Raw genomic sequence first — 26204 nt, forward strand, 5'->3', positions numbered from 1 at the left:
AGGAGCATCATGGGCGTCTTCACACGATCCCGCGCAGGCTCGATCCTCGGCGGTATCGCCGTCGTCGGTGTCAGCGCGGTCTTCCTGGCGGGTTGCGCCGGCGACTCTGGCGGCGGGAGCGGTTCCACTGAGCCGGGCGAGTCCCTCGATCTCAAGATCGGCACGGCGCTGCCCGTCACCGGTAACCTCGCCTTCCTCGGCCCGCCCGAGATTGCGGGCACCGAGTTCGCCAAAGCAGAGATCAACGCCGCCGACATGGGCATCCAGGTCGAACTCATCCAGGGCGACTCGGGTGACACCGACAACAAGGCCTACGAGACCGAGATCCCGCGTCTGCTCGGTGAAGGCGTGTCGGCCATCATCGGCGCCGCATCCTCGGGTGTGTCGTTGCAGTTCATCGACCAGGTGGTCGGGGCGGACGTGATCCAGTTCTCGCCAGCCAACACCTCGGCGGCCTTCACGACCTACGACGACAACGGCCTGTACTTCCGGACCGCGCCGTCGGACATCCTGCAGGGTGAGGTGCTCGGCAACCTGATCGCCGAGTCGGGTGCGCAGACGCTCGGCATGATCGTCCTCAACGACTCGTACGGAACCGGACTCGCCGAGTTCGTCACCGAGGCGTTCGAGGCTGCCGGCGGCGAGGTCGTTGCGGCCCCGACGTACAACACCGGTGACACCAACTTCTCGGCTCAGGTCTCGGAGGTCGTCGCGGCCAACCCCGACGCGATCGCCCTGATCACGTTCGAAGAGGTCACGACCATGCTCCCCGAGCTGTTCGCAGCCGGTGTGACGGCAGACCAGCTGTACTTCGTCGACGGCAACCTGTCGAACTTCGGCACGAACGGTGTCGACGTCGGCGGTTCGCTCGAGGGCGCGAAGGGCACGTACCCCGGTCTCTCCCTCGACACGATCGAGGACTTCACCAGCGCGCTGCAGGAGTTCTGGGTCGGCGAGGGCAACGAGGAGCTCGCAGAGTTCGTCTACGCCGCCGAGTCCTACGACGCGGTCATCCTGCTCGCGCTCGCCGCGCTGGCTGCCGGTTCGACCGACTCGCTCGCGATCGCGGAGAAGCTGCAGGAAGTCTCGGGCGGCTCCGGTGACGGCGAGGTCTGCACGACGTTCGCGGAATGCGCCGAGATCATCAACAGCGGAGGTGTCGCCAACTACGACGGTCCCTCCGGCCCGATCACCTTCGACGAGGTCGGCGACCCGACCGAGGCCACGATCGGCATCTACGAGTACACCGCCGAGAACAACTACGTCCCCTACGCGGGCTGAGTCGTCTCGACACCAGCGGGGCCTCGACCTTCGGGTCGGGGCCCCGCCTCTGTGTCTCCGCCATCCGACGCGGCATCCGTCGTGCGGCATCCGGTGCGGCACGCCGAACCCACAGCATCAGTGCCGAACCCACAGCATCCGCAGGACCAAAGGTGTGGGCTCGTGAGTGAATGTGTGGGTTCGCGCGGGTCCGGAGAGTTGGATGCCTCGCGTGGCGGGCCTTACGCGCCCAGGGTGCCGAGGTACAGACCGATGACCTTCGGGTCGTTCAGGAGGTCGCGACCCGTGCCGGTGTAGGCATCCTTGCCCTGATCGAGCACATACCCGCGGTCGCAGATCTGCAGGCACCGGCGGGCGTTCTGCTCGACCATGATCGTCGTGACCCCGGCCTTGTTGATCTCGCTCACCCGCAGGAAGGCGTCGTCCTGACGTGCCGGCGACAGTCCCGCGGAGGGCTCGTCGAGCAGAATGACAGCCGGGTCCATCATCAGTGCGCGGCTCATCGCGACCATCTGGCGCTCACCGCCCGACAGCGACCCGGCACGCTGGTTGAGGCGCTTGCCGAGTTCCGCGAAGATCCCCGTGACGAACTCCAGCCGCTCGGCGTAGAGCTTCGGGCGCTGGAACAGGCCCATCTGGAGGTTCTCGGCGATCGTGAGGCTCGGGAACACGTTGTTGGTCTGCGGCACGAACCCGACGCCCTTCGCGACGAGCTTGTTCGCCCGCAGGCCCGTGATCTTCTCGCCGTTGAGCGAGATGTCGCCCTGCCGCACCTTGACCTGTCCGAAGATGGCCTTCAGCAGCGTCGACTTGCCGGCGCCGTTCGGTCCGATGATGCCGATCAGCTCGCCGTCCCAGGCAGTGAGCGTCGTGCCGTTGAGGATGTTCACCCCGGGAAGGTAGCCCGCGTGGACGTCGTCGACGAGGACGACCGGTGTGCCCTCGCGCGCGGCAGGACGCTCGTCGGTGGAGATCGCGTCGGTCATGAGTTCTCCGTCTCCGTGCCCTGAGCCGGCCGCCGTGCGCCGTCGGACTCGTGATGGTGTGACTTCTCGATCGCGGCGTCGAACTCCGCGACCTCGTGCTGCAGCTCGATGGCCGCGGTGTTGAGCTCACCCGGCACCCGACCGGTGACGACGCCCAGATCGACGTCCTGGTGCGATCCGAGATAGGCGTCGATGACGGCGGGGTTCTGCATGACGGAGTCGGGTGGCCCTTCCGCGACGATCCTGCCCTCGGCCATCACGACGACCCAGTCGGCGATGTGACGGACCATGTGCATGTCGTGTTCGACGAACAGCACCGTCATCCCCTCTTCCTTGAGATCGAGGATGTGGTCCAGCAGCGATTCGGTCAGCGCCGGGTTCACGCCGGCCATCGGCTCATCGAGCATGACGAACTGCGGAGAACTCATCAGGGCGCGGGCCATCTCGAGAAGCTTGCGCTGGCCGCCGGACAGGCTCGCGGCGAAGTCGGACTCCTTCGCGTCGAGCTTGAACTTCTTCAGCAGGACCCGCGCGCGCTCTTCGATCTCGGCATCCTGTGTGCGCCACAGGAACGGGAACAGGGAGGCGAAAAATCTCTCGCCGCGCTGGTGGGTGGCGCCCAGCTTCATGTTCTCGAGCACCGTGAGCAGACCCAGCGCCTTCGTGAGCTGGAACGTGCGCACCGCTCCCATCCGCGACACCTTGAACGCCGGAACCCCGGCAAGCGCTGTCCCGTCGAAAGTCCACGACCCCTCGTCGGGCTTGTCGAAGCCGGTCAGCAGGTTGAAGAAGGTCGTCTTTCCGGCGCCGTTGGGGCCGATGAGCGCCGTGATCGCGTTCCGCGGAATCTCGAGGTGCTCGACATCCACGGCGGTGAGTCCGCCGAAGGTGCGCTTGACACCATCGGCGACGATGATCGGGTCGACCTTCGCGACTCCCGGCCGGATCTGCCCATCGGGGTCCTCGCCTTTGTGGAGCCCGGTCGTCTTGGGGCGCGCTACGGGCGCCAGTGGCTCATCGGACAAAGCTCAACTCCTTCTTGTTCCCGAGGATCCCCTGCGGGCGGAAGATGATCAGCAGCATGAGCGCGACCCCGATCAGCACGAACACCAGCTGCTGCGCCTGCTCCCGGGAGAGGAAGGGCAACAGCCCCGCATCCACCATGGCCGGCAGCAGGTTCGACAGCAGCGCGCGCACGACCCAGAACAGCACCGCGCCGAGCACGGGACCGAAGATCGTCGCGGCGCCGCCGAGCAGCAGCGCTGTCCAGATGAAGAACGTCTGCGACGTGACGTAGATGTTCGGATTCACGTTCGTGCCCATCGCGGTGACGATCCCGCCGGCGGCGATGATGATCCCGCCGATCACGAGCGCCTGCAACTTGAACGAGAAGACGTTCTTGCCGAGCGAGCGCACCGCATCCTCGTCCTCACGGATGCCCTTGATGACCCGGCCCCAGGGGCTGCGCATGAGCGACCAGGTGAACAGAACCGCGATGGCGGTCAGCACCAACCCGATGATGATGACCCACCACTGATCGCTCGTGTAGGTCCACGGACCGAAGCCGTATGTCCCCTCCGGAAGCGGATTGGATGCCCGGAACTCGGCCTGGAAGCCGAACAGACCGTCGGCCGACCCGGTGACATCCTTGTAGGCCGTCGAGAGGAAGAGCAGCCGAACCACCTCAGCGGCGGCGATCGTCACGATTGCGAGGTAGTCCCCGCGAAGCCGCAGCGTCGGGATGCCGAGGATCAGCGCGAAGACTGCCGCGAGCACGAATCCGACCAACGCTGCCAGCCACCACGGCAGACCGAACGTGAGGATCGAGATCGCGAAACCGTAGGCGCCGACGGCCATGAAGCCGGCGACACCCATATTGAGCAGGCCCGCGAATCCGAAGTGGATCGACAGGCCGATCGCCGCCAGCGCGAAGCCGAAGGTCGTGGGGCTGAGGATCTGGCTCAGCGTGTTGCTCAGAATCTGACCGAAGTCCATCGTCGTACCCCCTTCAGCCCACTCGCTCTGTTCGACCCAGGATGCCCTGCGGTCGGAAGAGGAGGATCAGGATCAGGACGACCAGCGCGCCCACGTACTTGAGATCGTCGGGAACCCCGAACAGGCTCGTCGTCTCGACGAGGATGCCGACGATGAGCGAGCCGACCAGAGCGCCCAGCGCCGTCCCGAGGCCGCCGAGCACCACGGCGGCGAACAGCAGCAGCAGGATGCTCGAGCCCATGTCCCACTTGATGCCCGGGCGGAAGTACGCCCAGAGGACACCGGCCAGACCGGCAAGTGCCGCAGCGAGGACCCACACGATCCGAACGATCGCATCGACGTCGATGCCGGATGCTGCAGCGAGCGAGGGATTGTCGGAGACTGCCCGGGTGGCGCGGCCGATGCGGCTGCGCGTCAGCCACAGCGCGAAGATGATGATCACCACGACCGAGATGAGCATGCTCACCAGGTCCATCCACGTCAGCACGATCGAGCCGGGGAGCGGGATCACGCCCGACAGGGGGTTCGGCAGCTGCAGCGTGCCGCCGCCGATGAACATCTGGAAGACGTAGCGCAGGGCGAGCGAGAGTCCGATCGAGACGATCATCAACTGCACGATGCCCAGGCCTTTTCGACGGAGGGGTCGCCAGAGCCCTGCATCCATCGCGTAGCCGAATCCCCCCGACACGATCACCGCCAGGGGGACCGCGACCAGGAGCGGCAGACTCAACCCCACGGCGAACAGCAGCGCCATCAGCGCTCCGAACGTCACCATCTCACCGTGCGCGAAGTTCGAGATGCCGGTCGTGCCGTAGACCAGGGACAGACCGATCGCGGCCAGCGCGAGCATGAGCCCGAAGTTGACGCCGTTGACCAGCCGCTCCATGAACTGGTCGAAGAAGGCCGTCGTATGGCGTTCCCCCTCCCCGATGAAGAAGTTCGTCGTCACGCGTCCACCGGGCCCGACCGTGACCTCCCGCACGTTGGGGGTCGGGTCCTCGCCGGTCTCGTCGATCACGGCGATCCCCTCGGGAAGCGTGTCTTCGTTGAGCGTCACGGTGTAGTCCGCGTTGCGTTCGGGAACGCCCACCGACCACTGACCCTCGGCATCCGTCTCGACCGACTGCTCCCCGCCGGGGCCGTCCACCGTCAGCTCGACGCCCTCGAGCGGTTCACCCTCCAGCTGAACGTTGCCGCTGATGCGGTAGGGATCGTCGTCGGCGGCGATCGCCGCGGTGGGCAGGGCGAGGAGGCCGACGAAGGTCAGTACCAGCGCGAGAAGCGAACCGAGGCGATGGCGCATCGTCCTGGCTCGGGCATTCGGATGTGTCACTCAGACCTCCCGGACGGCAACGGCCGAGGAAGTCGCTTCGACCGTGATAGACGACCGTACGAGCGTAATGTGTCCACGGTGTTTCCGGGGCATATTCGAGTGAGAACGATCCCAATCCGTTGCCGAGCCGGACGCCGAGCTCGACGGGGAATGCGCGCGGGTGCGCGAACGTAGAATTCTCTAAAGGCCGCCGTCCCCAGGAGAAGCATGGACACTCACGACCCGTTCGGATTCGTCGGACTCACCTATGACGACGTCCTGCTCCTGCCCGGACACACCGACGTCATCCCGAGCGAGGCTGACACCTCTTCACGGGTCACGCGCCGGATCACGGTGGCGATCCCGCTCATCTCGAGCGCGATGGACACGGTGACCGAAGCGCGCATGGCGATCGCCGTCGCGCGGGAGGGGGGCCTCGGCATCCTGCACCGGAACCTGTCGATCGAGGAGCAGGCTGCCCAGGTCGATCGCGTCAAGCGGAGCGAGTCCGGAATGATCTCGGACCCGGTCACCACGACGCCGGATGCGACGATCGAAGAGGTCGACGCGATGTGCGCGACCTACCGGATTTCCGGGCTCCCGGTCGTGGATGCCGAGGGGACTCTGGCCGGGATCGTCACGAACCGGGACATGCGCTTCGTCTCCGGTTTCGAGCGCAAGACGACGCTCGTGAAGGATGTCATGACCAGCGAAGGTCTGATCACCGCGCCCGTCGGCATCGGCGCGAACGACGTGATCGCGACGTTCGCCAAGCACCGCGTCGAGAAACTGCCCCTCATCGACGAGCACGGCAAGCTCGCGGGGCTCATCACGATCAAGGACTTCGACAAGAGCGAGAAGTACCCGCTCGCGACCAAGGACGAGCACGGGCGCCTCCGGGTGGGGGCTGCGATCGGGTTCTTCGGCGACGCGTGGGAGCGGGCCGAGGCGTTGCGCGATGCCGGGGTGGACGTTCTGGTCGTCGACACCGCCAACGGTCAGTCGGCCGGCGTCATCGACATCGTCCGCCGGCTCAAGGCCGACCCGTCGTTCGCGGCGATCGACATCATCGGCGGGAACGTCGCGACCCGTGAGGGTGCGCAGGCGCTGATCGATGCGGGGGTGGATGCCGTCAAGGTCGGCGTCGGTCCGGGGTCGATCTGCACGACGCGTATCGTCGCGGGCGTCGGCGTTCCCCAGATCACCGCGATCTACGAGGCGTACCTGGCCGCGCGCGAGGCGGGAGTACCGGTCATCGCCGACGGTGGCCTGCAGTACTCGGGCGACATCGCCAAGGCGCTCGTCGCCGGCGCGGACTCCGTCATGATCGGGTCGCTGTTCGCCGGTACCGACGAGGCGCCGGGCGAGATCGTCTTCCAGGGCGGCAAGCAGTTCAAGCAGTACCGGGGCATGGGTTCGCTCGGTGCGCTGCAGACCCGCGGTAAGAAGACCTCGTATTCGAAGGACCGGTACTTCCAGGCCGACGTCCCCACCGACGACAAGCTCATCCCCGAGGGGATCGAGGGTCAGGTCGCCTACCGCGGACCTCTCGCAGCTGTCGCGTATCAGCTCGTCGGAGGCCTGCGGCAGTCGATGTTCTACGTCGGTGCCCGCACGGTCGAGGAGCTCAAGGCCAAGGGCAAGTTCGTGCGCATCACCTCGGCCGGTCTCAAGGAGTCGCACCCGCACGACGTGCAGATCGTCGTCGAGGCCCCCAACTACAAGCGCTGACCCCCCCAGCCCTAGCCCCCAGCCGTCCTAGCCCCCGGGCATCCGCGAAGTTCGCAGAATCGCGCGAAGGTCGCATCCCTCGCCCGGAATCCTGCGGAGTCGGTGCGATTCTGCGACGGTGGCAGCCGTGCCCTCCGATCCTCCCCAGGGCTGCGGGCCCGTCGCTCGTGCGCAGACGGATGCCGAGAGCAGTCCCCGGCGCGGGGTGCACGCGAGGCTGCGGGGATGAGGGCAGATCTGGATGAGTGGCTGCGGCTCAGGGAGGGCATCGCGCACCGCGCGGACATCCTGCGTGCGGGGTATGCCGTGGCGACGATGCGTCGGTTCGTCCGTGACGGGCCGGCGCGCGTCATCCGTCGAGCGTGGGTGACACTTCCCGATGCTGCGCCCGATCTGGTCACCGCCGCGACCGCGGGCGGACGGATCTCGTGTGTGTCCGTCGCGCGCCGGCGAGGGTGGTGGGTACCGCCCGGCCTGGACCCGCATCCTCACCTGCACCTGGTTCCCGGCTCCGGGTCCGCGCGCCTGCCCGAGGGATGGCTCGGCCGTCTGCACTGGACGATGCCTCTCGCGCCGCAGGGCCGCAGTCTCACGACGACGGTCGAGGACGCACTCGCGCATATCGCAGTGTGCGTGCCCCACGATGCGGCGCTCGTGCTGTGGGAGTCGGCGGTGCGCGTCGAGGGTCTCGCGCCCGAGTCGCTTCGGCGCATCCGGTGGACCACGCGGGTTGCACGTGAGTTGGCGGCGGAGCTCACGCTCCGCGGGTACACCGTGCTGCGCGTGAGCTATGTGCAGATCGTGCACGACTGGCCGTCGGTCGAGCGCCGCATCCGTAGCGCCATCGCGGCACGTCTGCACCTCGCCTCCTGACCCGCACCAACCCCACAGAACTGCGCGAGCTTCGCAGGATGCCGCGTGGATTGTGCGAACCTCGCGTGATTCTGCGAGGTTCGTGCGGGCGGGAGGGGGACAGGGGAGGAAGAAGTGGGTGAGGGGGAGACGGATGCGGCGGGGCCGCGTATCGTCGGGGCCATGTGCCGGAACATCCACACTCTTCACAACTTCGAGCCCGCCGCGACCGATGACGAAGTGCGTGCGGCGGCGCTGCAGTACGTCCGGAAGATCGCCGGGACCACAAAGCCCTCGAAGGCCAACCAGGAAGCCTTCGATCGTGCCGTCGACGAGATCGCGCACGCGACGCAGCACCTTCTGGATGACCTCGTCGCCGTCACCCCGCCGAAGAACCGGGAGGAGGAGGCGGCCAAGGCACGCGCCCGGGCCATCGCGTCGGGCCGGTACTCGGCGGCCTGACGCCGCGCGCCAGGCCATGCCCGCGCGTCCGGGGCTAGCGTAGGGGCATGGCACTTCCCCCTCTCGTCGAGCCCGTCGATGCGCTGACGGATGCTGAACTCGAGCGCACGGCGCGGCACCGGGCGCTCTTCGCGATCGGCGATATCGGACAGCGGCGGCTCGCGGCCGCTCGCGTTGCGGTCGTCGGCGCCGGAGGGCTGGGGTCCTCGGTCATTCTCGGGCTGGCTGCCGCCGGCGTCGGCACGATCGGCATCATCGACGACGACGTCGTGGACCTCACCAACCTGCACCGGCAGATCATCCACTCCGTGGACACTCTCGGTGAGCCGAAAACGGAAAGCGCTGCGGCGCGCGCACGGGGCCTTGCTCCCGAGGTGCGCATCCTCGAGCATCCGGTGCGCCTCACCGCCGCCAACGCGCGGGAGATCCTCGGCGCCTACGACCTCGTGCTCGACGGCTCCGACACCTTCGAGACCCGCGACGTCGTCGACGCCGCCGCTGCCGAGCTCGCAATCCCGGTGGTCTGGGGGAGTGTGCTGGAGTTCTGGTCGCAGGTCACCGTCTTCTGGTCGGCACCGCCTGCCGGTGCCCAGCCGGTGCGACTGAGCGACCTGTTCCCGACCGGGTCGACCGGGCAGGTCTTCACGTGCGCACAGGTCGGTGTGCTCGCATCCGTCTGCATGCAGACCGGGTCCCTCATGGCCTCCGAGGCGATCAAGCTGATCGTCGGCGTGGGTCGGCCCCTCCTGGGGCGGGTAGCGGTCATCGACGCTCTCGCGGGAACGATGCGCGAACTCGAGGTCCGTGCCGCCGCGGCAGCTGCCGTACCCTCGCACGCATGAGCTTCACGCGCACCGTCGCCGAGCACCGCGACGCCATCCTCGCCGCGACGCCGCCACTGACGCCCAGACGGCTCCCGATCGAAGAGGCTCTGGGGCGCACGAGCGCCGAGGACGTCGTCGCGACCCTTGAAATACCCGCGTTCGAGAACTCCGCGATGGACGGGTACGCGGTCCGCTCCGCCGATGGGGCCGCGCCGCGAACCGTCGTCGCCGATATTCCGGCGGGCGCGGTCCCGAGCGTGGAGATCGGGCTTGGCGAAGCGGCGAGGATCATGACCGGCGCGCCGCTTCCGGTCGGCGCCGATGCGATCGTGCCCCACGAGCAGACCCACGAACCGTTCCGCGAGGTCGCGCCGGGTGCCGTCGTGCGTATGGATGCGGCCCCCGCGGCGGGTGCCCACATCCGGCGCCGAGGCGACGACGTATCTGTCGGGGATGTCGTCGTGGCCGCCGGGCAGCGCCTCGGCCCGCTGCAGCGTTCCGCGGCCGCCGCGGCGGGTGCGGCATCCGTTCTTGTCCGCCCCGCGCCGCGCGTGGTCGTGATCGCCAGCGGCGACGAGCTCGTCGCGCCCGGCGAGCCGGTCGGGCCGGGGCAGATCCCCGAATCCAACGGACTTCTCCTGGACGGCCTCGTGCGGGGAGCGGATGCCGAGATCGCGGGTCTGCTCCGCGTGGGTGACGACCCGGCGGCGCTGCGGCGCCTGCTCGCCGATGTCGAAGCTGACGGTCCGGACGCGATCGTGCTCACGGGCGGGGCGAGCGTGGGCGCGTATGAAGTGGTGCGGGACGTGCTCGAGCCGACCGGAGTGCAGTTTCTCACCGTCGCGATGCAGCCGGGCAAGCCGCAGGGGTACGGCACGGTCGGCGGCGGCATCCCGGTGTTCTGCCTCCCCGGAAACCCGGTGAGCGTCGCCGTGTCGTTCGAGGCGTTCGTGCGGCCGGCGCTGCTGCAGATGCAGGGACGCCGGGAGGTGCTGCGTCCCGTCATGCGCCTGCGTACCGCCGCGGGGTGGCGCACGCCGCCTGGCCGCGAGCAGTTCATGCCCGTCGCGCTCGACCGTTCCGACTCGTCAGCGTGGACCGTTCGTCCCGCGACCGCCGGCGGGTCCGGCTCTCACCGCGCCGGCGCGCTCGCGCTCGCTGAGGCATGGGCGGTCATCCCGGCATCCGTCGAACAGGTCGCCGAGGGCGACGCGGTCGATGTCATGCTGGTGCAATGAGCTTCACGCACCTCGACGAATCCGGCAACGCCCGCATGGTGGACGTCACGGGGAAGCAGCCGACGGTGCGCGCGGCATCCGCGCGAGCCTTCGTGGCGATGGCCGCCGAAACCGTGGCAGCGTTGCGCGACGGCGCCGTTCCCAAGGGCGATGTGCTTGCGGTCGCGCGCATCGCCGGCATCCAGGCTGCCAAGCGCACCCCCGAGCTCCTGCCGCTGGCACACGTGATCGGCGTGCACGGGGTCGTGGTGGATCTGCAGATCCAGGAGTCGGGAGTGCAGATCGCTGCGACCGTTCGCACCGCCGACCGCACGGGCGTCGAGATGGAGGCGCTCACGGCCGTCACGGTCGCGGCGCTCTCGATCGTCGACATGGTCAAGGGCATCGACCGCACCGTCACGATCGCCGAAGCGTTCATCACGGCCAAAGAGGGCGGCAGATCCGGATCGTGGACGCGCCAGGCGTGATCTCCGGCACTCCCACGCCTGCTCGGCGGGCTCGCCTGGCGGCGATCATCCTCTCGGGCGGGCGCGCAACCCGGATGGGCGGGGTGACCAAGACCGCCCTGACGGTGGCCGGGCGCTCGCTTCTGGCACGCACGACGGATGCCGCGCTCGCGGCATGCGACGGCGCCGTCGTCATCGTCGGAGAAGCTCCCGACGACGTGCGGGTGGACGGCGACCGGACAGTCGTGGTGCGCGAGGACCCGCCGGGCGGGGGACCGGTGGCGGCGCTCTCGGCGGCGCTTCCCTTCGTGGATGCCGACCGCGTCCTGCTCCTCTCGGGCGACCTCGTCGCGGGCGATGCTGCCGTGACCACGCTCGTGGCTGCGGGCGCGGCGCTCGACGCATCCGTAGACTCCACATCCGTAGACTCCGGGCCCTCGCGGCGCTCGGGGTCGGCTCCTTCGGGGTCATCGGATGTCGGCGCAGGGGGCGCTGTGCTCGTGGACTCCGGCGGCCGCACGCAGTGGCTGTGCGCCCTGGTCTCAACGCGCGCGCTCGGCGACGCGGTCGCTCGGCGCCAGGCGGGGGCACCGGGCGCCGGCTCGCTCCACGGCGCGCGGATGAGTGAGGTCGTGGGAGCCCTCGGCCTCACGGAGGTTCCGGACACCGCCGGGGTGTCCGCCGACATCGACACATGGCAGGATCTGTCCCGTGCCCGATCCCGAACGTCAGGAGCGCACATGAGCGATCGCACCCTTCCCCCCGAAGCCCTCGACGAGTGGTCGTCGGTGCTTCGGGACCGCTTCGGGTTGGATGCCGACCAGGTGCCGATCGGGCTCGTGCTGGATCTCGCGCGAGATGTCGCGCATGATGTCGCGCGTCCCGCGGCGCCGCTGAGCGCCTTCATCGCCGGCCTGGTCGCGGGCAGGGCCGGGGGTTCCGGCGACGACACGGCAGCCGCGATCGCCGAGATCGTCTCCCTCGCCGCGGCGTGGGCCGAGGGGCGCGAGGAGAGCGGGCAGCCGGCCGATCGCGGGCCCGGCGGTGGCGGAGGTGGCCTCTGATGGCGACAGTTCGTTACTTCGCGGGTGCTGCTGAGGCCGCGGGTGCCGACGAGGAGATCCGCGCCGAGGCGACTCTCGACGCGCTGCGTGCTGCCGTCGTGGCAGATCACGAACGCCTCGGGCTCGTCCTCCCGCGGTGCGCCGTGCTCGTCAACGGCGAGCGATCGGATGCCGATATGCCGCTGTCGGCATCCGATGTCGTCGACATCCTGCCGCCTTTCGCCGGCGGCTGACCCGCGCTCGACATCCTGGCCCACCCGAGCTTGTCGGCGCGCTCTGCCCAACTCGGCCGCCGAACCCACTGGTCTCGCGCCGAGCCCACACGTTTCTGTGCGTGGAAGGTGTGGGTTCGGTCAGGAAGGTGTGGGTTCGCGGGACTGGCAGAGGGTACGGCGCAGGGGCCGCCGCTCAGGATGCGGGGCTCAGCCGCCGATGGCGCTCATGGGGCGCTGGGGCTGCAGAAAGCCGGGGTCGTCGATGCCGTGACCGGCGCGCTTGCCCGCGATCGAGCGTCGCAGCAGGTCGGCGAGGGCGTCGTCATCCGCCGGTCCTCGGCCGTGGCTCCCGCGCAGCAGCGGAAGCAGGTCGGACTCCTCCCGGGCGAACAGGCAGTTGCGGAGCTGGCCGTCGGCGGTCAGTCGCACTCGATCGCACGCGCCGCAGAACGGCGCCGACACCGACGCGATCAGGCCGACGGTCGTCGGCCCCCCATCGACGAGGTAGTCCTGCGCCGGTGAGGAGCCCCGCTCGCCGATCGGGGTGAGGGTGAACCGTCGCGTGAGGCGGTCGAGGATCTCGTCGGCGCCCACCATCTCGGTCCGTGACCAGGTGTGTCCGGCATCCAGCGGCATCTGCTCGATGAAACGCATCTGCGCACCGTTGTCGATCGCGAACTGCACGAGATCGACGAGTTCGTCGTCGTTGACCCCGCGCATCGGCACGGCGTTGAGCTTGAGGGGCGAGAACCCGGCGCGGCGGGCCGCACGGATGCCGTCAAGAACGTCATCGAGCCGATCCCGGCGGGTGAGCTCGGCGAAGCGGTCTGGCCGCAGGGTGTCGATCGAGATGTTGACCCGCGTCAGTCCCGCGTCGCGCAGCGGGTCCGCCAGCTCGGGGAGCTTCAGTCCGTTCGTCGTCATCGACACCTCGAGCGGACCCGAGACGCCCTCGATCGCCGATATCCGTCTGACCACGTCCACGATGTCCCGTCGCAGGAGGGGTTCCCCTCCGGTCAGGCGCACCTCGACGATCCCGAGGCTCGCGAGGACCTCGGCGACCCGCACGATCTCATCGGTGGTCAGGATGCTGCTCTTGGCGAGCCACTCCACACCCTGCTCAGGCATGCAGTAGGTGCACCGCAGGGAGCACCGGTCGGTCAGCGAGATACGCAGATCCCGGTGGACGCGCCCGAACCTGTCGACCAGCTGTCCGCGCGAGCCGGCGCCAGCCCGCGGGCCCCGCGTTGCGCGCCCGCTGCCTGCCTCGTCCGTCGGCTCCGGGCGTGCGAGGGTCGCGGGCATCGGCAGCGGTACGGCGCTCATACGTCCAGTCCCACCCAGCTCGCGGTGCCGTCGTGCTCGTGCTGGCGCTTCCAGATCGGGAGATCGGTCTTGATGCGCTCGATGAGCGCCCGGCACACCTCGAACGCGGGCGCGCGGTGCGCGCTGGCGACCGCGACGACAACGGCGAGCGCGCCGACCTCGAGTCTGCCGACCCGGTGCGTGACGGCGACCGTGCACTCGGCATCCGTCTGTGCTGCGCACGCCGCGGCGAGCTCGGCGAGGATCCGCTCGGCGTCGGGATGGGCCGAGTACTCCAGCAGCGTCACATCGCCGCGCGCTCCGGGGTCATGATCGCGGACGGTTCCCACGAAGGTTGCGATGCCGCCCATCGTCGGGCCCGACACGGCGGCGATGTGCGCCGCCAGGTCCAGGGGCTCGTCGCTGATCCGAGCGATTCGCACGGTGCCCGCGGCAGCCCCGACGTCGGCGGCCATCAGTGATCACCACCGGTCAGCTGGTCGAGCACGTGCGGCAGCAGCGGCAGCAGGGTGTCGAGGCCTTCGGTGGCACCGCGCGAGGACCCGGGTAGGTTCACGACCACGGCACCGGGTCCGTCGATGACGCCGACGATCCCGCGAGAGAGCGCCGCCATCGGCGTGGATGCCGCTCCTTCCCGGCGCAGCAGCTCGGCCATCCCCGGGATCTCCCGGTCGATCACGGTCCTCGTGGCTTCGGGGGTGCGATCGCGCGGCCCGACGCCGGTTCCGCCGGTCGTCACGACCACGCGGGCTCCCGCCTCGAGTGCACGTCGGATGCCGGTGCCGACCGACTCCTCGCCGTCGGCCACCACGATCGCGGGGTCGCACACGTAGCCGGCTTCGACAAGGCGGTGAACGAGGGCGGGGCCGGTCGTGTCGGGGCGCTCGCCCGATGCCGCGCGGTCGGATGCCGTCACCACCGCCGCGCGTACCCTCACGTCCTCTGTGATCGGCGCGGAGCGGGGGGCGACGGCAGCGGTCGCGTCGGTGACAGCATCCGGAGCGGCTGTCACGATCCTGGCTGCCCGTTCCGCAGTGCGGGCGTGCCCGCTGTGCGGCGTTCGATGCGGACGATCACGGACTTCGAGGTCGGGGTTCCCGACCCGTCGGCGGTCGAATCCAACGGCACGAGGACGTTGGTCTCGGGGTAGTACGCGGCGGCGTTGCCGACCGGGGTGTCGTAGTGCACGACGCGGAACTCCTCGGCGCGGCGCTCGGTGCCGTCGGTCCAGACCGACACGAGGTCGACGATCTCGCCGTCGGTGACGCCTGCGGCATCGGCGTCCGCACGGTTGACGAGCACGACGCGGCGGCCGTCGCGGATACCGCGGTACCGGTCATCCTTCCCGTAGATCGTGGTGTTGTACTGGTCGTGGCTGCGCAGCGTCTGCAGGAGCAGATGCCCCTCGGGGATGCGCGGGTACTCGAGGGTGTTCGCCGTGAAGATCGCGGTTCCGGTCACGGTCGTGAAGCGGCGCGCATCGCGGGGGCCGTTGGGGAGGAAGAACGTGCGCCCCTTCGCGATGCGCGCCTCATAGTCCTCGAAACCCGGGATGACCGCTTCGATGTGCGCGCGCACGCGGGCATAGTCGGCTTCGATGGCCTTCCAGTCCGCCTGCGGCGCGTTGGGCAGGGCGTTGGGCCCGGTGAACAGGCGCTCGGCGATCCGCGCGACGATCGCCACTTCCGACAGCATGTCGTCGGCGGGGGGCTTCAGGCGCCCCCGGGAGGCGTGCACGGCACCCATCGAGTCCTCGACGGTGACCCGCTGGTCGATGCCGCCGCGGTGGTCGCGGTCGGTCCGGCCGAGCGTCGGGAGGATGACGGCGCGCGCGCCGGTCACCAGGTGCGACCGGTTGAGCTTGGTCGAGACCTCGACAGTGAGGCGAAGGTTGCGCATGGCAGCCTCGGTGACGGCGGTGTCGGGGGTCGCCGACACGAAGTTCCCGCCCATTCCCATGAAGAAGCGGGCCTTTCCGTCGCGCATGGCGCGGATCGCCTCGACGGTGTCGTAGCCGTGCGTGCGGGGCGCGGTGAAGCCGAACTCGGCGTCGAGCGCCGCGAGGAACGGCTCGGGCATCTTCTCGTAGATCCCCATTGTGCGATCACCCTGCACGTTGGAGTGGCCGCGTACGGGGCACACTCCGGCGCCGGGGCGCCCGACATTGCCCTGCAGGAGGAGCAGGTTCACCACGTCGCGCAGCGTCGCGACCGAATGCTTGTGCTGCGTCAGACCCATCGCCCAGCACACGATCGTCGCGGGCGATGCGATCACCAGGTCGCCGATCTCCCGCATCCGTGCCTCGCTGAGCCCCGTCGCGGTTTCGAACTCGGTCCAGGATGCCGCCTGCAGGCCATCGGCGTAGGCGGCGAAGTCGCTCGTGTGCTGCGTCAGGAAGTCGGTGTCGAGGATGCCGGGCTCGCCGGCCTCGATGCGCCGGTCGTGCTCCTCGAGCAGGTGCTTGCCAAGGGCCTGGAACAGCGCCTGATCGCCGCCCATGCGGATCTGGACGAACTGGTCGGCGATCGGGGTGCCGTCACCGATGACGCCGCGGGGGGTCTGCGGGTTCTTGAACCGCATGAGACCCGCCTCGGGGAGCGGGTTGACCGCGACGATCGTGGCGCCCTTGAGTTTGGCCTTCTCGAGTGCACTGAGCATCCGGGGGTGGTTGGTCGCCGGGTTCTGTCCCGCGACGATGATGAGGCTCGCGTTGTGGATGTCCTCGATGGAGACGGTGCCTTTGCCGATCCCGAGCGTCTGCGAGAGCGCGACGCCGCTGGACTCGTGGCACATGTTCGAGCAGTCGGGCAGGTTGTTCGTGCCGATCCCCCGCACCAGGAGCTGGTAGAGGAATGCGGCCTCGTTGGAGGTGCGACCCGACGTGTAGAAGATCGCCTCGTGGGGGCTCTCCAGGGCGCGCAGCTCGTCGGCGATGAGGTCGAGCGCCTCGTCCCAGCTCGCCGGGCGGTAGTGCGTCGCGCCCTCGTCGAGGATCATCGGTTCCACGAGACGTCCCTGCTGGCCGAGCCAGTAGTCGTCGTGCTCGAGCAGGTCGGCGACCGAATGCTGCGCGAAGAACTCCCGCGTCACCCGGCGCACGGTTGCTTCTTCGGCCACGGCCTTCGCGCCGTTCTCGCAGAACTCGGCGATGTGTCGCTTGTCTTCTTCGGGCCACGCGCATCCCGGGCAGTCGAACCCGTCCTTCTGGTTCACGCGCAGCAGCGTGCGGGCGCTGCGCACGACGCCCATCTGCTCCAGCGACATCCCGAGCGCGTGCATCACGGCGGGCACCCCGACCGCCTCGGTCGCCGGCGGCGAGACGCGCACCTTCGACTCGTCGATGTCTGCAGTGGGGGCGGGCTTTGCCATGGTGAATTCTCCGGGTGGACTCTCCGGCGGGAGTGGCCGCGCGGTCGATGCCGACGCCGGTCGACGCGCACGCCGGTCCACGCCGACCTCTCCTGACGAGACTAACGCCGATCCCGGCATCCGGTCCCCACCTCAGGAGAGGTCGATCGCTCGGTGGTCGGTCTCCCCGCGTTCCCCCGGCGGCAGGCACAATGGGAGAGGACGAAGGGGTTTCGTATGGCAACGGGGATGGCACGCCACCGGGTCACGCGCGTGCGCATGGGCGACGGGGCGGATGCCGCGACGACTTCGACGCGCGAGGACGTGGTCGCCCGCGAGGAGCCGCTCGAGATCCGCATCGATGGAACGTCCTGGTCGGTGACCATGCGCACCCCGGGCGACGACTTCGACCTCGTCGCCGGTTTTCTCGTCTCCGAGGGCGTGATCGCCGCGCGCGACGAACTCGCCTCGCTGCGGTACTGTGCCGGATTCGACGAGTTCGGCCGCCGCGAAGAGAACACCTACAACGTGATCGACGCCGTGCTCGGTCCCGGTGCCGTCCCGCCCACGGATGCCCACGCTCGCCACTCCACGACGACCTCCGCGTGCGGTATCTGCGGCACCACCTCCATCGAGGCTGTCGGCAAGCAGTCCCGTTTCGAGGTGGCTGACGACGGCATCCGTGTCGACGCGGCCGTCCTTGCCCGCCTGCCCGACGTGCTGCGCGAGAAGCAGGCGCTGTTCGACCGCACCGGTGGCGTCCACGCGGCCGGGCTGTTCACCAGCGACGGTGAGCTGCTCTGCCTGCGCGAGGATGTCGGACGCCACAACGCCGTCGACAAGATCGTCGGCTGGGCGGTGCGAGAAGATCGCCTGCCGCTGACGGGAACGGTGCTGCAGGTGTCGGGGCGGGCCTCGTTCGAGCTCGTCCAGAAGGCCCGGCTTGCGGGTATTCCGGTGCTCGCCGCGGTCAGCGCGCCGTCGTCGCTCGCAGTGGACCTGGCCGCGGCATCCGGCATGACCCTCGTCGGTTTCAGCCGCGGCACGAGTCTTGCCATCTACACCCGTCCCGATCGCGTCCTCGTGCCGACGGCCGCCGAACTCGCCGCGCGGTGAGCCGGCCTACGCTCTGACGGCGCGCCGGGACCCGTCCTGTGCGGCGCGGGTCGCGGGGTTCGAGGCGATGACGGATGCGGCATCCGCACGGCCCGCCGGGAGCCAGAGTGCAGCGATCGCACTGAGCACGAGCACGAGACCGCCGACGACCACGGCCGGGCGCGCAGCGGTGACGTACAGGTCGGGTACCAGTTCGCCGCCGGCACCGAGGAAGACGGCGGTCAGCACCGCCGTACCGAGCGCGAGTCCGATCTCGCGAACTGTCGAGTTGACGCCCGACGCCTTCGCGTGATCGACGAGGTGGAGGGTTGCCAGCAACGCTGTCGCCGACGGCGCGAACACGAGACCCATCCCCACCCCCGCGATCACGAACGGCACGACCATGGCGGCGTACGGGGTGTCGAGATCGATGATGACGCCGAGCCAGAGCAACGCTGTCGCCTGCAGGACGAGACCGAGGACCATCAGGATGCGCGTCCCGACGCGAGGGGCGAGCATGCCCGCCAGCGGTGCGACCACCATCGGGGCAAGGGTCCACGGCGTCGTGCGGAGGGCGGCCTCCCACGGGGACGCGCCCTGGACGACCTGCATGTACTGGATGAGCAGGAAGATCGCGCCGAACGTGCCGAAACTGAACCCGAAGCCGGCGATGTTGGTGACCGTGAAGCTGCGGTCGCGGAACAGCCGCAGTGGGACCAGGGGAGCGGCGGTGCGCGCTTGCCATCCGACGAATCCCGCGAGCAGGGCAGCGCCGGCGACCAGTTCGGCGATGACGCCGAACGATGCCCACCCGTCGTCGTTGCCGCGGACGATCGCGTGCACGAGAAGCACGACGCTCGGGGCGATGAGCGCCGTCCCGACCAGGTCGAGGCGCACGCGCGCGCCGCGATCGTTGCGCAGCGCCCACAGGGCGAACGGGATCGCGATGATCGCGATCGGCACGTTCAGCCAGAAGATCGCCTGCCAGTTCCAGCCCTCCATGATGGCGCCGCCGACGAGCGGTCCGACAGCCACACCCAGCCCCGACACGCCGCCCCAGATGCCGATCGCCAACGGCCGGCGCTCGGGGCTCACTCCGCCCGACAGGAGTGCCAGCGAGAGTGGGAAGATCCCCGCGCCGCCGATGCCCTGCACGGTGCGCGCCACGATGAGCTGGGACGGGTCGGCGCTCAGCGCTGCGAGAACGGATCCGATTCCGAAGACCGCGATTCCCAGCGCGAAGACGGTGCGTCGTCCGAAACGGTCGCCGAGCGCGGATGCCAGCAGGATCGTGCCCGCGAACGCAAGTGTGTAGGCGTTGACGAACCACTGGAGTTCCTCGACGCTCGCGCCGAGGTCGCGGTGCAGCACGGGGAGCGCATTGGTCATCACCAGGTTGTCGAGGGTCGCCATGAACATCGGGACGGATGTCGCAGCCACGACGAGCCCGAACGCGCGCGGCCGCGATCCGGGGCCGATGCCACTGTGCCGGGCGGCGGAATCGAGGGCGGTGGACACGAATGCCTCCAGGGTTGTAATCGGATGATTACTTGGAATGTAGTAATCGACTGATAACCTGTCAAGCGTGAGTCAGCACACCACGCAACGGCGCATGAGCTCCGAAGAACGTCGCGCGGACATCCTCCTCGCGGCGCACGCGGTCTTCGGCGCTCGCGGGTACGAGGGGGCGACGACGGATGAGGTGGCGCGCGCGGCCGGTGTGAGTCAGCCCTACGTCGTCCGGCTCTTCGGCACGAAGGAGTCGCTCTTCCTTGCCGTACTGCACGATGCCCTCGAGCGGCTGCTCGAAGGGTTCCGCGCCGAACTGGCCTCGACGCACAGCGACGCGCCGGTGCAGGAACGCATGGGTGCGGCGTATCTCGAGCTGCTGCAGGTGAGGGGGCTGCACCAGACGCTTTCGCACGCCTTTCTCCTCGGCGGGCACCCCGTCATCGGGCCCGCCGCACGCGAGGGGTTCGTGCGGGTCTGGCGTTTCCTTCGCGACGAGGCGGGCTTCGACCCCGATACGGCGCAGTCTTTCCTCGCGGAGGGGATGCTGATCAACACCATGATCGGGCTTCGCCTGATCGACCACGTCGACGCGGATGGCGGCATCCGTGAACTGTTCGAAACCTGCTTCCCGACGACGATGCGGGCGGTGCGCGACGTGGCCCCCCGCGGAGACGAACCGTGGTGAGTGCCGACTGCCGACTTTCCGATCGCCGAACCCGCACCTTTCGCCGCGAACCCACGCGATCCGGCGCGCATCGCGTGTGGGCTGGGATAGAAAGGTGTGGGTTCGGTGCGGGCTGGGATCACGCGCGGGATCATTACAGCCCGACGGTAGGCTGGGGCGCGTGACCATGGAGATGGAGATCGGACGCGCCAAGCGCGCCCGCCGCGCGTACTCGTTCGACGACATCGCCGTCGTCCCGTCGCGCCGCACCCGCAACCCCGAGGATGTCTCGACGGCATGGTCGATCGATGCGTTCCAGTTCGACATCCCGGTGCTCGGTGCCCCGATGGACTCCGTTGTGAGTCCGCGCACCGCGATCATGCTCGGTCAGCTCGGTGGCCTGGGGGTGCTCGACCTCGAGGGGCTGTGGACCCGGTACGACGACCCCGATCCGTTGCTGGCGGAGATCGCCTCCCTCGATGAGGCCACGGCGACTCGTCGGATGCAGGAGATGTACGCCGAGCCGATCAAGCCCGAACTCGTGCGCGACCGCCTGCAGGAGATCCGGGACGCGGGCGTGACGGTCGCGGGCGCCCTGACGCCGCAGCGCACGCAGCAGCTCTACGAGACCGTCGTCGCCGCGGGCGTCGACCTCTTCGTCATCCGGGGCACGACCGTCTCGGCCGAGCACGTCTCGAGCGTCGACGAACCGCTGAACCTGAAGAAGTTCATCTACGACCTCGACGTTCCCGTCATCGTCGGAGGTGCGGCGACCTACACCGCCGCGCTTCACCTCATGCGCACCGGTGCGGCGGGCGTCCTCGTCGGCTTCGGCGGCGGGGCTGCCTCCACGACGCGCGGTGTGCTCGGCATCCATGCGCCGATGGCCACGGCTGTGGCCGACGTCGCCGGCGCCCGTCGCGACTACCTCGACGAATCGGGGGGACGCTACGTCCACGTCATCGCCGACGGCGGCGTCGGGACATCGGGCGACATCGTCAAGGCGCTCGCGATGGGCGCCGACGCGGTCATGCTCGGCGTCGCGCTGTCGCGGGCGACGGATGCGCCGGGCCGCGGCTATCACTGGGGTCCTGAGGCCCACCATCCCAAGCTGCCCCGCGGTCGCCGCGTCAAGGTCCAGCAGGTCACGAACCTCGAGTCCGTGCTGTACGGCCCGGCGCCGGTCGCCGACGGGACGGCCAACCTCATCGGCGCGTTGAAGAAGTCGATGGCCACCACCGGGTACTCGGACCTCAAGGAGTTCCAGCGGGTCGAGGTGGTCGTCGCGCCGTACACGGGCGGATGACAGACCAGATCTCCTTTCCGCCGACCCTGCGGGAGGTCATGCTCCGCCCCCGCTGGATCGGGGTCCTTCTCTTCGCGCTGGTGGTCGCGGGCGTCTTCGCCTGGCTCGGGCAGTGGCAACTCGCCCGCGCCATCGACACCGACCCGCTGCCTCCCGGGGCCACCGAGCAGGTTCGTCCCCTCGCGGAGGTCGCGTCCCCCGGCGAGTATCTTCCCGAACCCCTGGTCGGTCAGCGCGTCGAGGTGACCGGTCGCTGGGTGCCCGGCGACTTTCTCATCGTCTCGTCGCGGTTCAACGATGGGGTCGAAGGGTACTGGGTTACAGGCCAGCTGCGCCTTGCTGATGCGGCGGCCCCCACATCCGTTGCCGTCGCTGTCGGCTGGGCGCCGACTCTCACGGATGCCGAATCCGCCGCCCAGGCGCTGGAAGCGCTAGCCGCCGCGGGGGAGCCGGTCACGATCGTGGGGCGATTGATCTCCGATGAGGGGCCGCTTCCGCCGCCGCGCGGGGAGCCGCCGCTCACGATGATCCGGATGTCGCCTGCGGCGCTCCTGTCGCAGTGGCACGATACGGCGGGACTGGACGTGTATCGCCCGTACGTCGCGTCGCAGTCCGCGTCCGGCGGTTTGGTCGACATCGTCTCACCGGCGCCGAACGCCGGCTCGACCGTGAACTGGCTCAACATCTTCTACGCCGCCGAGTGGGTGGTCTTCGCCGGCTTCGCCTTCTACTTCTGGTATCGCCTCGCCAAGGACGCGTGGGAGAAAGAGGTCGAAGAGTTCGAGGATGCCGTGGCGGACGCATCCGGGTCGGGAAGCGTGACCGCAACCGGCGACTAGAATGGGCCCATGCCTCGCGAGCCGAAACCGTCGTCTTTTCCGGCCATTCGCGGAGCCCTGACCTTCTACCAGGTCGCCTCGATCATCACCGGCGTGATGCTCCTTCTGCTCCTCGCGGAGATGATCCTCAAGTACTCGCCGCTGCACGTCGAGCTGTTCGCCGGCGGATCGGGCGGCTTCTTGTGGTTCGCTCCGGTCATCGTCGGCCCCGGATGCGAGTGGTACTCCTTGTTCGTGCCCGGCGGGCTCGGCTGCGAACTGGAGTCTGCGGGGGACGGGGTCAACGTCTCGCTGTCGATCCTCGTCGGCCACGGCTGGTTCTACGTCGTCTACCTGTTCGCCTGCTTCCGGGTATGGAGCCTCATGCGGTGGCGCTTCGGCCGCTTCATCACGCTCGCCCTCGGCGGAATCGTTCCCTTCCTGTCGTTCTTCATGGAGGCTCGGGTCGCACGCGAGGTCAAGAGCTACCTCGCCTCCCGCGAGTCCGAGACGCATGACCTCGCCGAGCACTCCACGCTGACCCGCCAGACCCCCACCGCGTCCTGAACCCGCACGCGCCGACCGAAAGCATCCGGTGACAGAACAGACCGAGACCTCGCAGCGACCCGTCCTCGTCGTCGACTTCGGCGCGCAGTACGCCCAGCTCATTGCCCGTCGCGTGCGAGAGGCGGGCGTCTACAGCGAGCTCGTGCCGCACACCGCAACGGCCGCCGAGATCGCCGCGAAGGACCCGATCGGCATCATCCTGTCGGGTGGACCCTCATCCGTGTACGAACCCGGTGCGCCGACGCTTGACCCGGGCGTGTTCGATCTGGGCGTGCCGACCCTCGGTATCTGCTACGGATTCCAGGTCATGGCTCAGGCTCTCGGCGGCGTCGTCGCCAACACCGGCCTGCGCGAGTACGGCGCGACGGATGCCAGCATCATCCGCGACGAGAGCGTGTTGTTCGACGGTCAGCCCGCCGAGCAGAACGTGTGGATGAGTCACGGCGACCAGGTCTCGGAGGCTCCCGCGGGGTTCGAGGTGCTCGCTCGCACCGGAGCCACCCCGGTGGCCGCGTTCGGAAACGACGCGCGTCGCATGTACGGCGTGCAGTGGCATCCCGAGGTCAAGCACTCCGATCACGGACAGCGGATCATCGAGAACTTCCTGCACAAGGCCGCGGGCCTTCCCGCCGACTGGAACAGCGGCAACGTCATCGCCGAGCAGGTCGAGCGGATCCGCGCGCAGGTCGGCTCGGGACGCGTGCTTTCGGCGCTGTCGGGCGGTGTGGACTCTGCCGTGTCGACAGCCCTCGTGCACAAGGCCGTCGGCGACCAGCTCGTCGCGGTCTTCGTCGACCACGGGCTGCTGCGCAAGGGCGAGCGTGAACAGGTCGAGCAGGACTACGTCGCCTCGACCGGTGTGCGTCTGGTGACCGTCGACGCCCGGGAGACGTTCCTCGAGGCCCTCGCCGGGGTCAGCGATCCCGAGCAGAAGCGCAAGATCATCGGACGCGAGTTCATCCGCGCGTTCGAGCGGGTCCAGCGCGAGCTCGTCGACGAGGCCAAGGCCGACGGTGAACCCATCCGCTTCCTCGTGCAGGGGACCCTGTACCCGGATGTCGTCGAATCCGGCGGCGGCGCGGGAACCGCGAACATCAAGAGCCACCACAATGTCGGCGGGCTTCCCGAGGATCTGCAGTTCGAACTCGTCGAGCCGTTGCGGACACTCTTCAAGGACGAGGTCCGCGCGATCGGACGCGAGCTCGGTCTTCCCGAGGTCATCGTCGGCCGCCAGCCCTTTCCGGGGCCCGGTCTTGGCATCCGGATCGTGGGTGAGGTCACCGCTGACCGCCTCGAGATTCTGCGTGATGCCGACGCCATCGCCCGCGAAGAGCTGACCAAGGCGGGGCTGGATGCCGAGATCTGGCAGTGCCCCGTGGTGTTGCTCGCCGACGTGCGGTCGGTGGGAGTTCAGGGCGACGGGCGCACGTACGGGCATCCGATCGTGCTGCGCCCCGTCTCGAGCGAGGACGCGATGACCGCCGACTGGACGCGGCTGCCCTACGACGTGCTCTCGCGCATCTCGAACCGCATCACGAACGAGGTGCGTGAGGTCAACCGCGTCGTGCTGGATGTCACCTCCAAGCCCCCGGGGACAATCGAGTGGGAGTGACGCGAAGCGGCGCTCACACTCGAATGATGGGCGCAGTGTGGCACTCGACCGCGGGAGCGGGCGAGTGGGAGTGACGCAGAGCGGCGCTCACACTCGAGCGATGGGCGCAGTGTGGCACTCGACCGCGGGAGCGGGCGAGTGGGAGTAGCTCCCACCGGTGGGGGTGCTTTGCCGGAGGCGCGTTACCTCGTGCTCGCGTCGCGGCTCGTTCCCGACCGCGATGGCGGGTTCACGATCTCGGTGCTTCGACGAGCGGCTGACATGGCAGCCGCCGGCGCGGATGTCACACTCCTGACCGTCGACCCCGGTGAGACTGCCGACCACGACGCTCACCGAGCCGAGTGGGTGCGGCGCGGGCTGCTTGCGGACCGTTCCCGGCTTCGGAACCTCTTCGATGACGCGCGATCCGATCCGTCGTGGCTGCGGCGCGCGGCGCGTCCGGGCCCCGTGCCGTCATCCCCGTGGCCGAGGCGTGCCATCACCGACGTCAACGGCGCGACCGTCCTCGATCTGCCGGTCGTGAGTGACGATCCCGCCTGGCATCTGACGGATGCCCCCGTCCAGGTCTACGACGGCGGCGCGGTGATCGGCTGGCTGCCCGGATTCGGCGGTCTCTATCGCGCGTGGCTCAACGCCGTCGCGGCGGTTGCTGCACCGAGCGAAGAGCCAGTGCCAGTCGTACTGTGCGAGGCGCGGCAGATCGGCGAGACGCTGGTCGCCGCGGGCAAGCCAGCGCTGGATGCCGGCATCCGCGTGCTGCACACGACGCACGCGTGCCATGTCCTTTCGCCGTTCCAGTGGGACTCGCCGATGGATGCCGCCTGGGAGCGGTGGTTCGAGATCGCAGGCCGGTTCGACGGCGTGCTGTGGTTGACGCCCTCGCAGCGCGATGACGTCGAGCGGCGGTTCGGCGCGCAGTGGATGCGGTCGTTCGTCGTGCCGCATCCTGCCCCGGCGGTGTCCGTGTCCGCCGATCCGGTCGCCGGCCGGATCGTCATCCTGAACTCGCTGATCCCCCGTAAGCGCGTCGACCATGTGCTGCGGGCGCTTCCCGCGGTGCGCTCGGTCGTGCCGCACGCGCACGTTCGCGTATTCGGCGACGGTCCTGCCCTCCCCGAGCTTCGAGCGCTGGCGGCCGAGCTGGACATCCGGGATGCCGTGGAATGGATTGGTCACGTCGCCGATCCCGCGACGCAGGCCTGGGCATCCGCCGACGTGCTCGTCCTGGCGAGCACGAACGAGGGACAGCCGCTGGTGATCCTCGAGGCGCTCGCGGCGGGTGTTCCGGTCGTCGCGTACGACATGCCCTACGGTCCGCGCGACACCCTCGCGCACGGGGGCGGCGTGCTCGTCGCCGATGGCGACATCGACGCCCTGGCCGCAGCGCTCATCGACGTGCTCTCGGATCGGGAGCGTCACGCAGAGCTTTCGGTCTCGGGACGAGCCGCTGCTGCGGCGATGGATGCTGCGGCATCCATGCGTGCCCTGGGCGACGCCGTCCGTGCCGCCCTGGCCGATCCCGTCAGCCGCTGACACCTCGCGCGCGCCGC

25 protein-coding genes are annotated in these 26204 nt (G+C 69.1%); 16 read left to right on the top strand and 9 right to left on the bottom strand.

Annotation, left to right across the window (positions count from 1 at the left end; genetic code table 11):
• Positions 1–9: 9 nt before the first annotated feature.
• The gene (locus AC3ENO_RS10865) at positions 10–1281 is read left to right on the top strand and encodes an ABC transporter substrate-binding protein (protein ID WP_434970634.1); all 1272 of its coding nucleotides are present in this window, start codon (positions 10–12) and stop codon (positions 1279–1281) included.
• Positions 1282–1502: 221 nt separating this feature from the next.
• On the opposite strand, the gene AC3ENO_RS10870 is transcribed toward AC3ENO_RS10865, so the two are convergent.
• The 4 genes from AC3ENO_RS10870 to AC3ENO_RS10885 are packed head-to-tail and all read right to left on the bottom strand — an operon-like array spanning position 1503 to position 5565.
• Positions 1503–2267 carry an ABC transporter ATP-binding protein gene (locus AC3ENO_RS10870; RefSeq protein WP_434970635.1) on the bottom strand — a complete coding sequence of 255 codons (765 nt, stop codon included), beginning with the start codon at positions 2265–2267 and terminating at the stop codon, positions 1503–1505.
• On the bottom strand, positions 2264–3277 hold the full coding sequence (locus AC3ENO_RS10875; protein ID WP_434970708.1) for an ABC transporter ATP-binding protein: 1014 nt from the start codon (positions 3275–3277) through the stop codon (positions 2264–2266). The genes AC3ENO_RS10870 and AC3ENO_RS10875 overlap by 4 nt, the downstream gene beginning before the upstream one ends.
• A gap of 4 nt (positions 3278–3281) precedes the next feature.
• Positions 3282–4262, bottom strand: coding sequence for a branched-chain amino acid ABC transporter permease (locus AC3ENO_RS10880; RefSeq protein ID WP_434970636.1), 981 nt, complete (start codon positions 4260–4262; stop codon positions 3282–3284).
• Positions 4263–4275: 13 nt separating this feature from the next.
• Positions 4276–5565 carry a branched-chain amino acid ABC transporter permease gene (locus AC3ENO_RS10885; RefSeq protein WP_434970637.1) on the bottom strand — a complete coding sequence of 430 codons (1290 nt, stop codon included), beginning with the start codon at positions 5563–5565 and terminating at the stop codon, positions 4276–4278.
• Positions 5566–5802: 237 nt separating this feature from the next.
• On the opposite strand from AC3ENO_RS10885, the gene guaB reads away from it, so the two are divergent.
• The 8 genes from guaB to AC3ENO_RS10925 all read left to right on the top strand — a co-directional run bounded on the left by guaB (position 5803) and on the right by AC3ENO_RS10925 (position 12424).
• Positions 5803–7305, top strand: coding sequence for an IMP dehydrogenase (guaB, locus tag AC3ENO_RS10890; RefSeq protein ID WP_434970638.1), 1503 nt, complete (start codon positions 5803–5805; stop codon positions 7303–7305).
• 225 nt (positions 7306–7530) lie between these two features.
• Positions 7531–8178, top strand: a complete 648-nt coding sequence (locus AC3ENO_RS10895) for a hypothetical protein (RefSeq protein ID WP_434970639.1) — start codon at positions 7531–7533, stop codon at positions 8176–8178.
• A 162-nt stretch (positions 8179–8340) separates the two neighbouring features.
• Positions 8341–8619, top strand: coding sequence for a DUF2277 domain-containing protein (locus AC3ENO_RS10900; RefSeq protein WP_434970640.1), 279 nt, complete (start codon positions 8341–8343; stop codon positions 8617–8619).
• A 47-nt stretch (positions 8620–8666) separates the two neighbouring features.
• Positions 8667–9461, top strand: a complete 795-nt coding sequence (locus AC3ENO_RS10905; RefSeq protein WP_434970641.1) for a HesA/MoeB/ThiF family protein — start codon at positions 8667–8669, stop codon at positions 9459–9461.
• Positions 9458–10681 (top strand): molybdopterin molybdotransferase MoeA, encoded by a 1224-nt coding sequence (locus tag AC3ENO_RS10910; protein WP_434970642.1) that lies wholly within the window; start codon positions 9458–9460, stop codon positions 10679–10681. The genes AC3ENO_RS10905 and AC3ENO_RS10910 overlap by 4 nt, the downstream gene beginning before the upstream one ends.
• Positions 10678–11148, top strand: a complete 471-nt coding sequence (gene moaC / locus AC3ENO_RS10915) for a cyclic pyranopterin monophosphate synthase MoaC (protein WP_434970643.1) — start codon at positions 10678–10680, stop codon at positions 11146–11148. The genes AC3ENO_RS10910 and moaC overlap by 4 nt, the downstream gene beginning before the upstream one ends.
• Entirely contained in the window at positions 11145–12191 is a 1047-nt protein-coding gene (locus AC3ENO_RS10920) for a DUF6457 domain-containing protein (protein WP_434970644.1), read from the top strand. Before moaC ends, AC3ENO_RS10920 begins: the two co-directional genes overlap by 4 nt.
• Complete coding sequence (locus AC3ENO_RS10925) at positions 12191–12424, top strand: MoaD/ThiS family protein (protein ID WP_434970645.1); 234 nt, start codon at positions 12191–12193, stop codon at positions 12422–12424. Before AC3ENO_RS10920 ends, AC3ENO_RS10925 begins: the two co-directional genes overlap by 1 nt.
• Before the next feature lie 189 nt (positions 12425–12613).
• On the opposite strand, the gene moaA is transcribed toward AC3ENO_RS10925, so the two are convergent.
• Genes moaA through AC3ENO_RS10945 form a run of 4 tightly spaced genes read right to left on the bottom strand, consistent with a single transcriptional unit; the run spans position 12614 to position 17101 of the window.
• Entirely contained in the window at positions 12614–13732 is a 1119-nt protein-coding gene (gene moaA, locus AC3ENO_RS10930) for a GTP 3',8-cyclase MoaA (protein ID WP_434970646.1), read from the bottom strand.
• On the bottom strand, positions 13729–14187 hold the full coding sequence (locus AC3ENO_RS10935; protein ID WP_434970647.1) for a molybdenum cofactor biosynthesis protein MoaE: 459 nt from the start codon (positions 14185–14187) through the stop codon (positions 13729–13731). The genes moaA and AC3ENO_RS10935 overlap by 4 nt, the downstream gene beginning before the upstream one ends.
• On the bottom strand, positions 14187–14744 hold the full coding sequence (locus AC3ENO_RS10940) for a MogA/MoaB family molybdenum cofactor biosynthesis protein (protein WP_434970648.1): 558 nt from the start codon (positions 14742–14744) through the stop codon (positions 14187–14189). The genes AC3ENO_RS10935 and AC3ENO_RS10940 overlap by 1 nt, the downstream gene beginning before the upstream one ends.
• Positions 14741–17101 (bottom strand): FdhF/YdeP family oxidoreductase, encoded by a 2361-nt coding sequence (locus tag AC3ENO_RS10945; RefSeq protein WP_434970649.1) that lies wholly within the window; start codon positions 17099–17101, stop codon positions 14741–14743. The genes AC3ENO_RS10940 and AC3ENO_RS10945 overlap by 4 nt, the downstream gene beginning before the upstream one ends.
• A gap of 216 nt (positions 17102–17317) precedes the next feature.
• On the opposite strand from AC3ENO_RS10945, the gene fdhD reads away from it, so the two are divergent.
• Complete coding sequence (gene fdhD / locus AC3ENO_RS10950; protein WP_434970650.1) at positions 17318–18196, top strand: formate dehydrogenase accessory sulfurtransferase FdhD; 879 nt, start codon at positions 17318–17320, stop codon at positions 18194–18196.
• A 6-nt stretch (positions 18197–18202) separates the two neighbouring features.
• Here fdhD and AC3ENO_RS10955 read toward each other — a convergent pair whose 3' ends face one another.
• Positions 18203–19693, bottom strand: coding sequence for a DHA2 family efflux MFS transporter permease subunit (locus AC3ENO_RS10955; RefSeq protein ID WP_434970651.1), 1491 nt, complete (start codon positions 19691–19693; stop codon positions 18203–18205).
• 67 nt (positions 19694–19760) lie between these two features.
• Here AC3ENO_RS10955 and AC3ENO_RS10960 point away from each other — a divergent pair, with 67 nt between their 5' ends.
• From AC3ENO_RS10960 to AC3ENO_RS10985, 6 genes are all read left to right on the top strand, one after another.
• The gene (locus tag AC3ENO_RS10960) at positions 19761–20372 is read left to right on the top strand and encodes a TetR/AcrR family transcriptional regulator (RefSeq protein WP_434970652.1); all 612 of its coding nucleotides are present in this window, start codon (positions 19761–19763) and stop codon (positions 20370–20372) included.
• A 166-nt stretch (positions 20373–20538) separates the two neighbouring features.
• Entirely contained in the window at positions 20539–21657 is a 1119-nt protein-coding gene (locus AC3ENO_RS10965) for a GuaB3 family IMP dehydrogenase-related protein (protein ID WP_434970709.1), read from the top strand.
• Entirely contained in the window at positions 21654–22496 is an 843-nt protein-coding gene (locus tag AC3ENO_RS10970; RefSeq protein ID WP_434970653.1) for an SURF1 family protein, read from the top strand. The genes AC3ENO_RS10965 and AC3ENO_RS10970 overlap by 4 nt, the downstream gene beginning before the upstream one ends.
• A 9-nt stretch (positions 22497–22505) precedes the next feature.
• Complete coding sequence (locus AC3ENO_RS10975) at positions 22506–23042, top strand: DUF3817 domain-containing protein (RefSeq protein WP_434970654.1); 537 nt, start codon at positions 22506–22508, stop codon at positions 23040–23042.
• Between the two features lie 28 nt (positions 23043–23070).
• Complete coding sequence (gene guaA / locus AC3ENO_RS10980; RefSeq protein ID WP_434970655.1) at positions 23071–24654, top strand: glutamine-hydrolyzing GMP synthase; 1584 nt, start codon at positions 23071–23073, stop codon at positions 24652–24654.
• A gap of 138 nt (positions 24655–24792) precedes the next feature.
• Positions 24793–26187: a glycosyltransferase family 4 protein gene (locus tag AC3ENO_RS10985; protein WP_434970656.1), complete on the top strand. Its 1395-nt coding sequence runs from the start codon at positions 24793–24795 to the stop codon at positions 26185–26187.
• The last annotated feature ends 17 nt before the right edge of the window (positions 26188–26204 follow it).

This window comes from Microbacterium sp. bgisy207, from assembly GCF_057706855.1.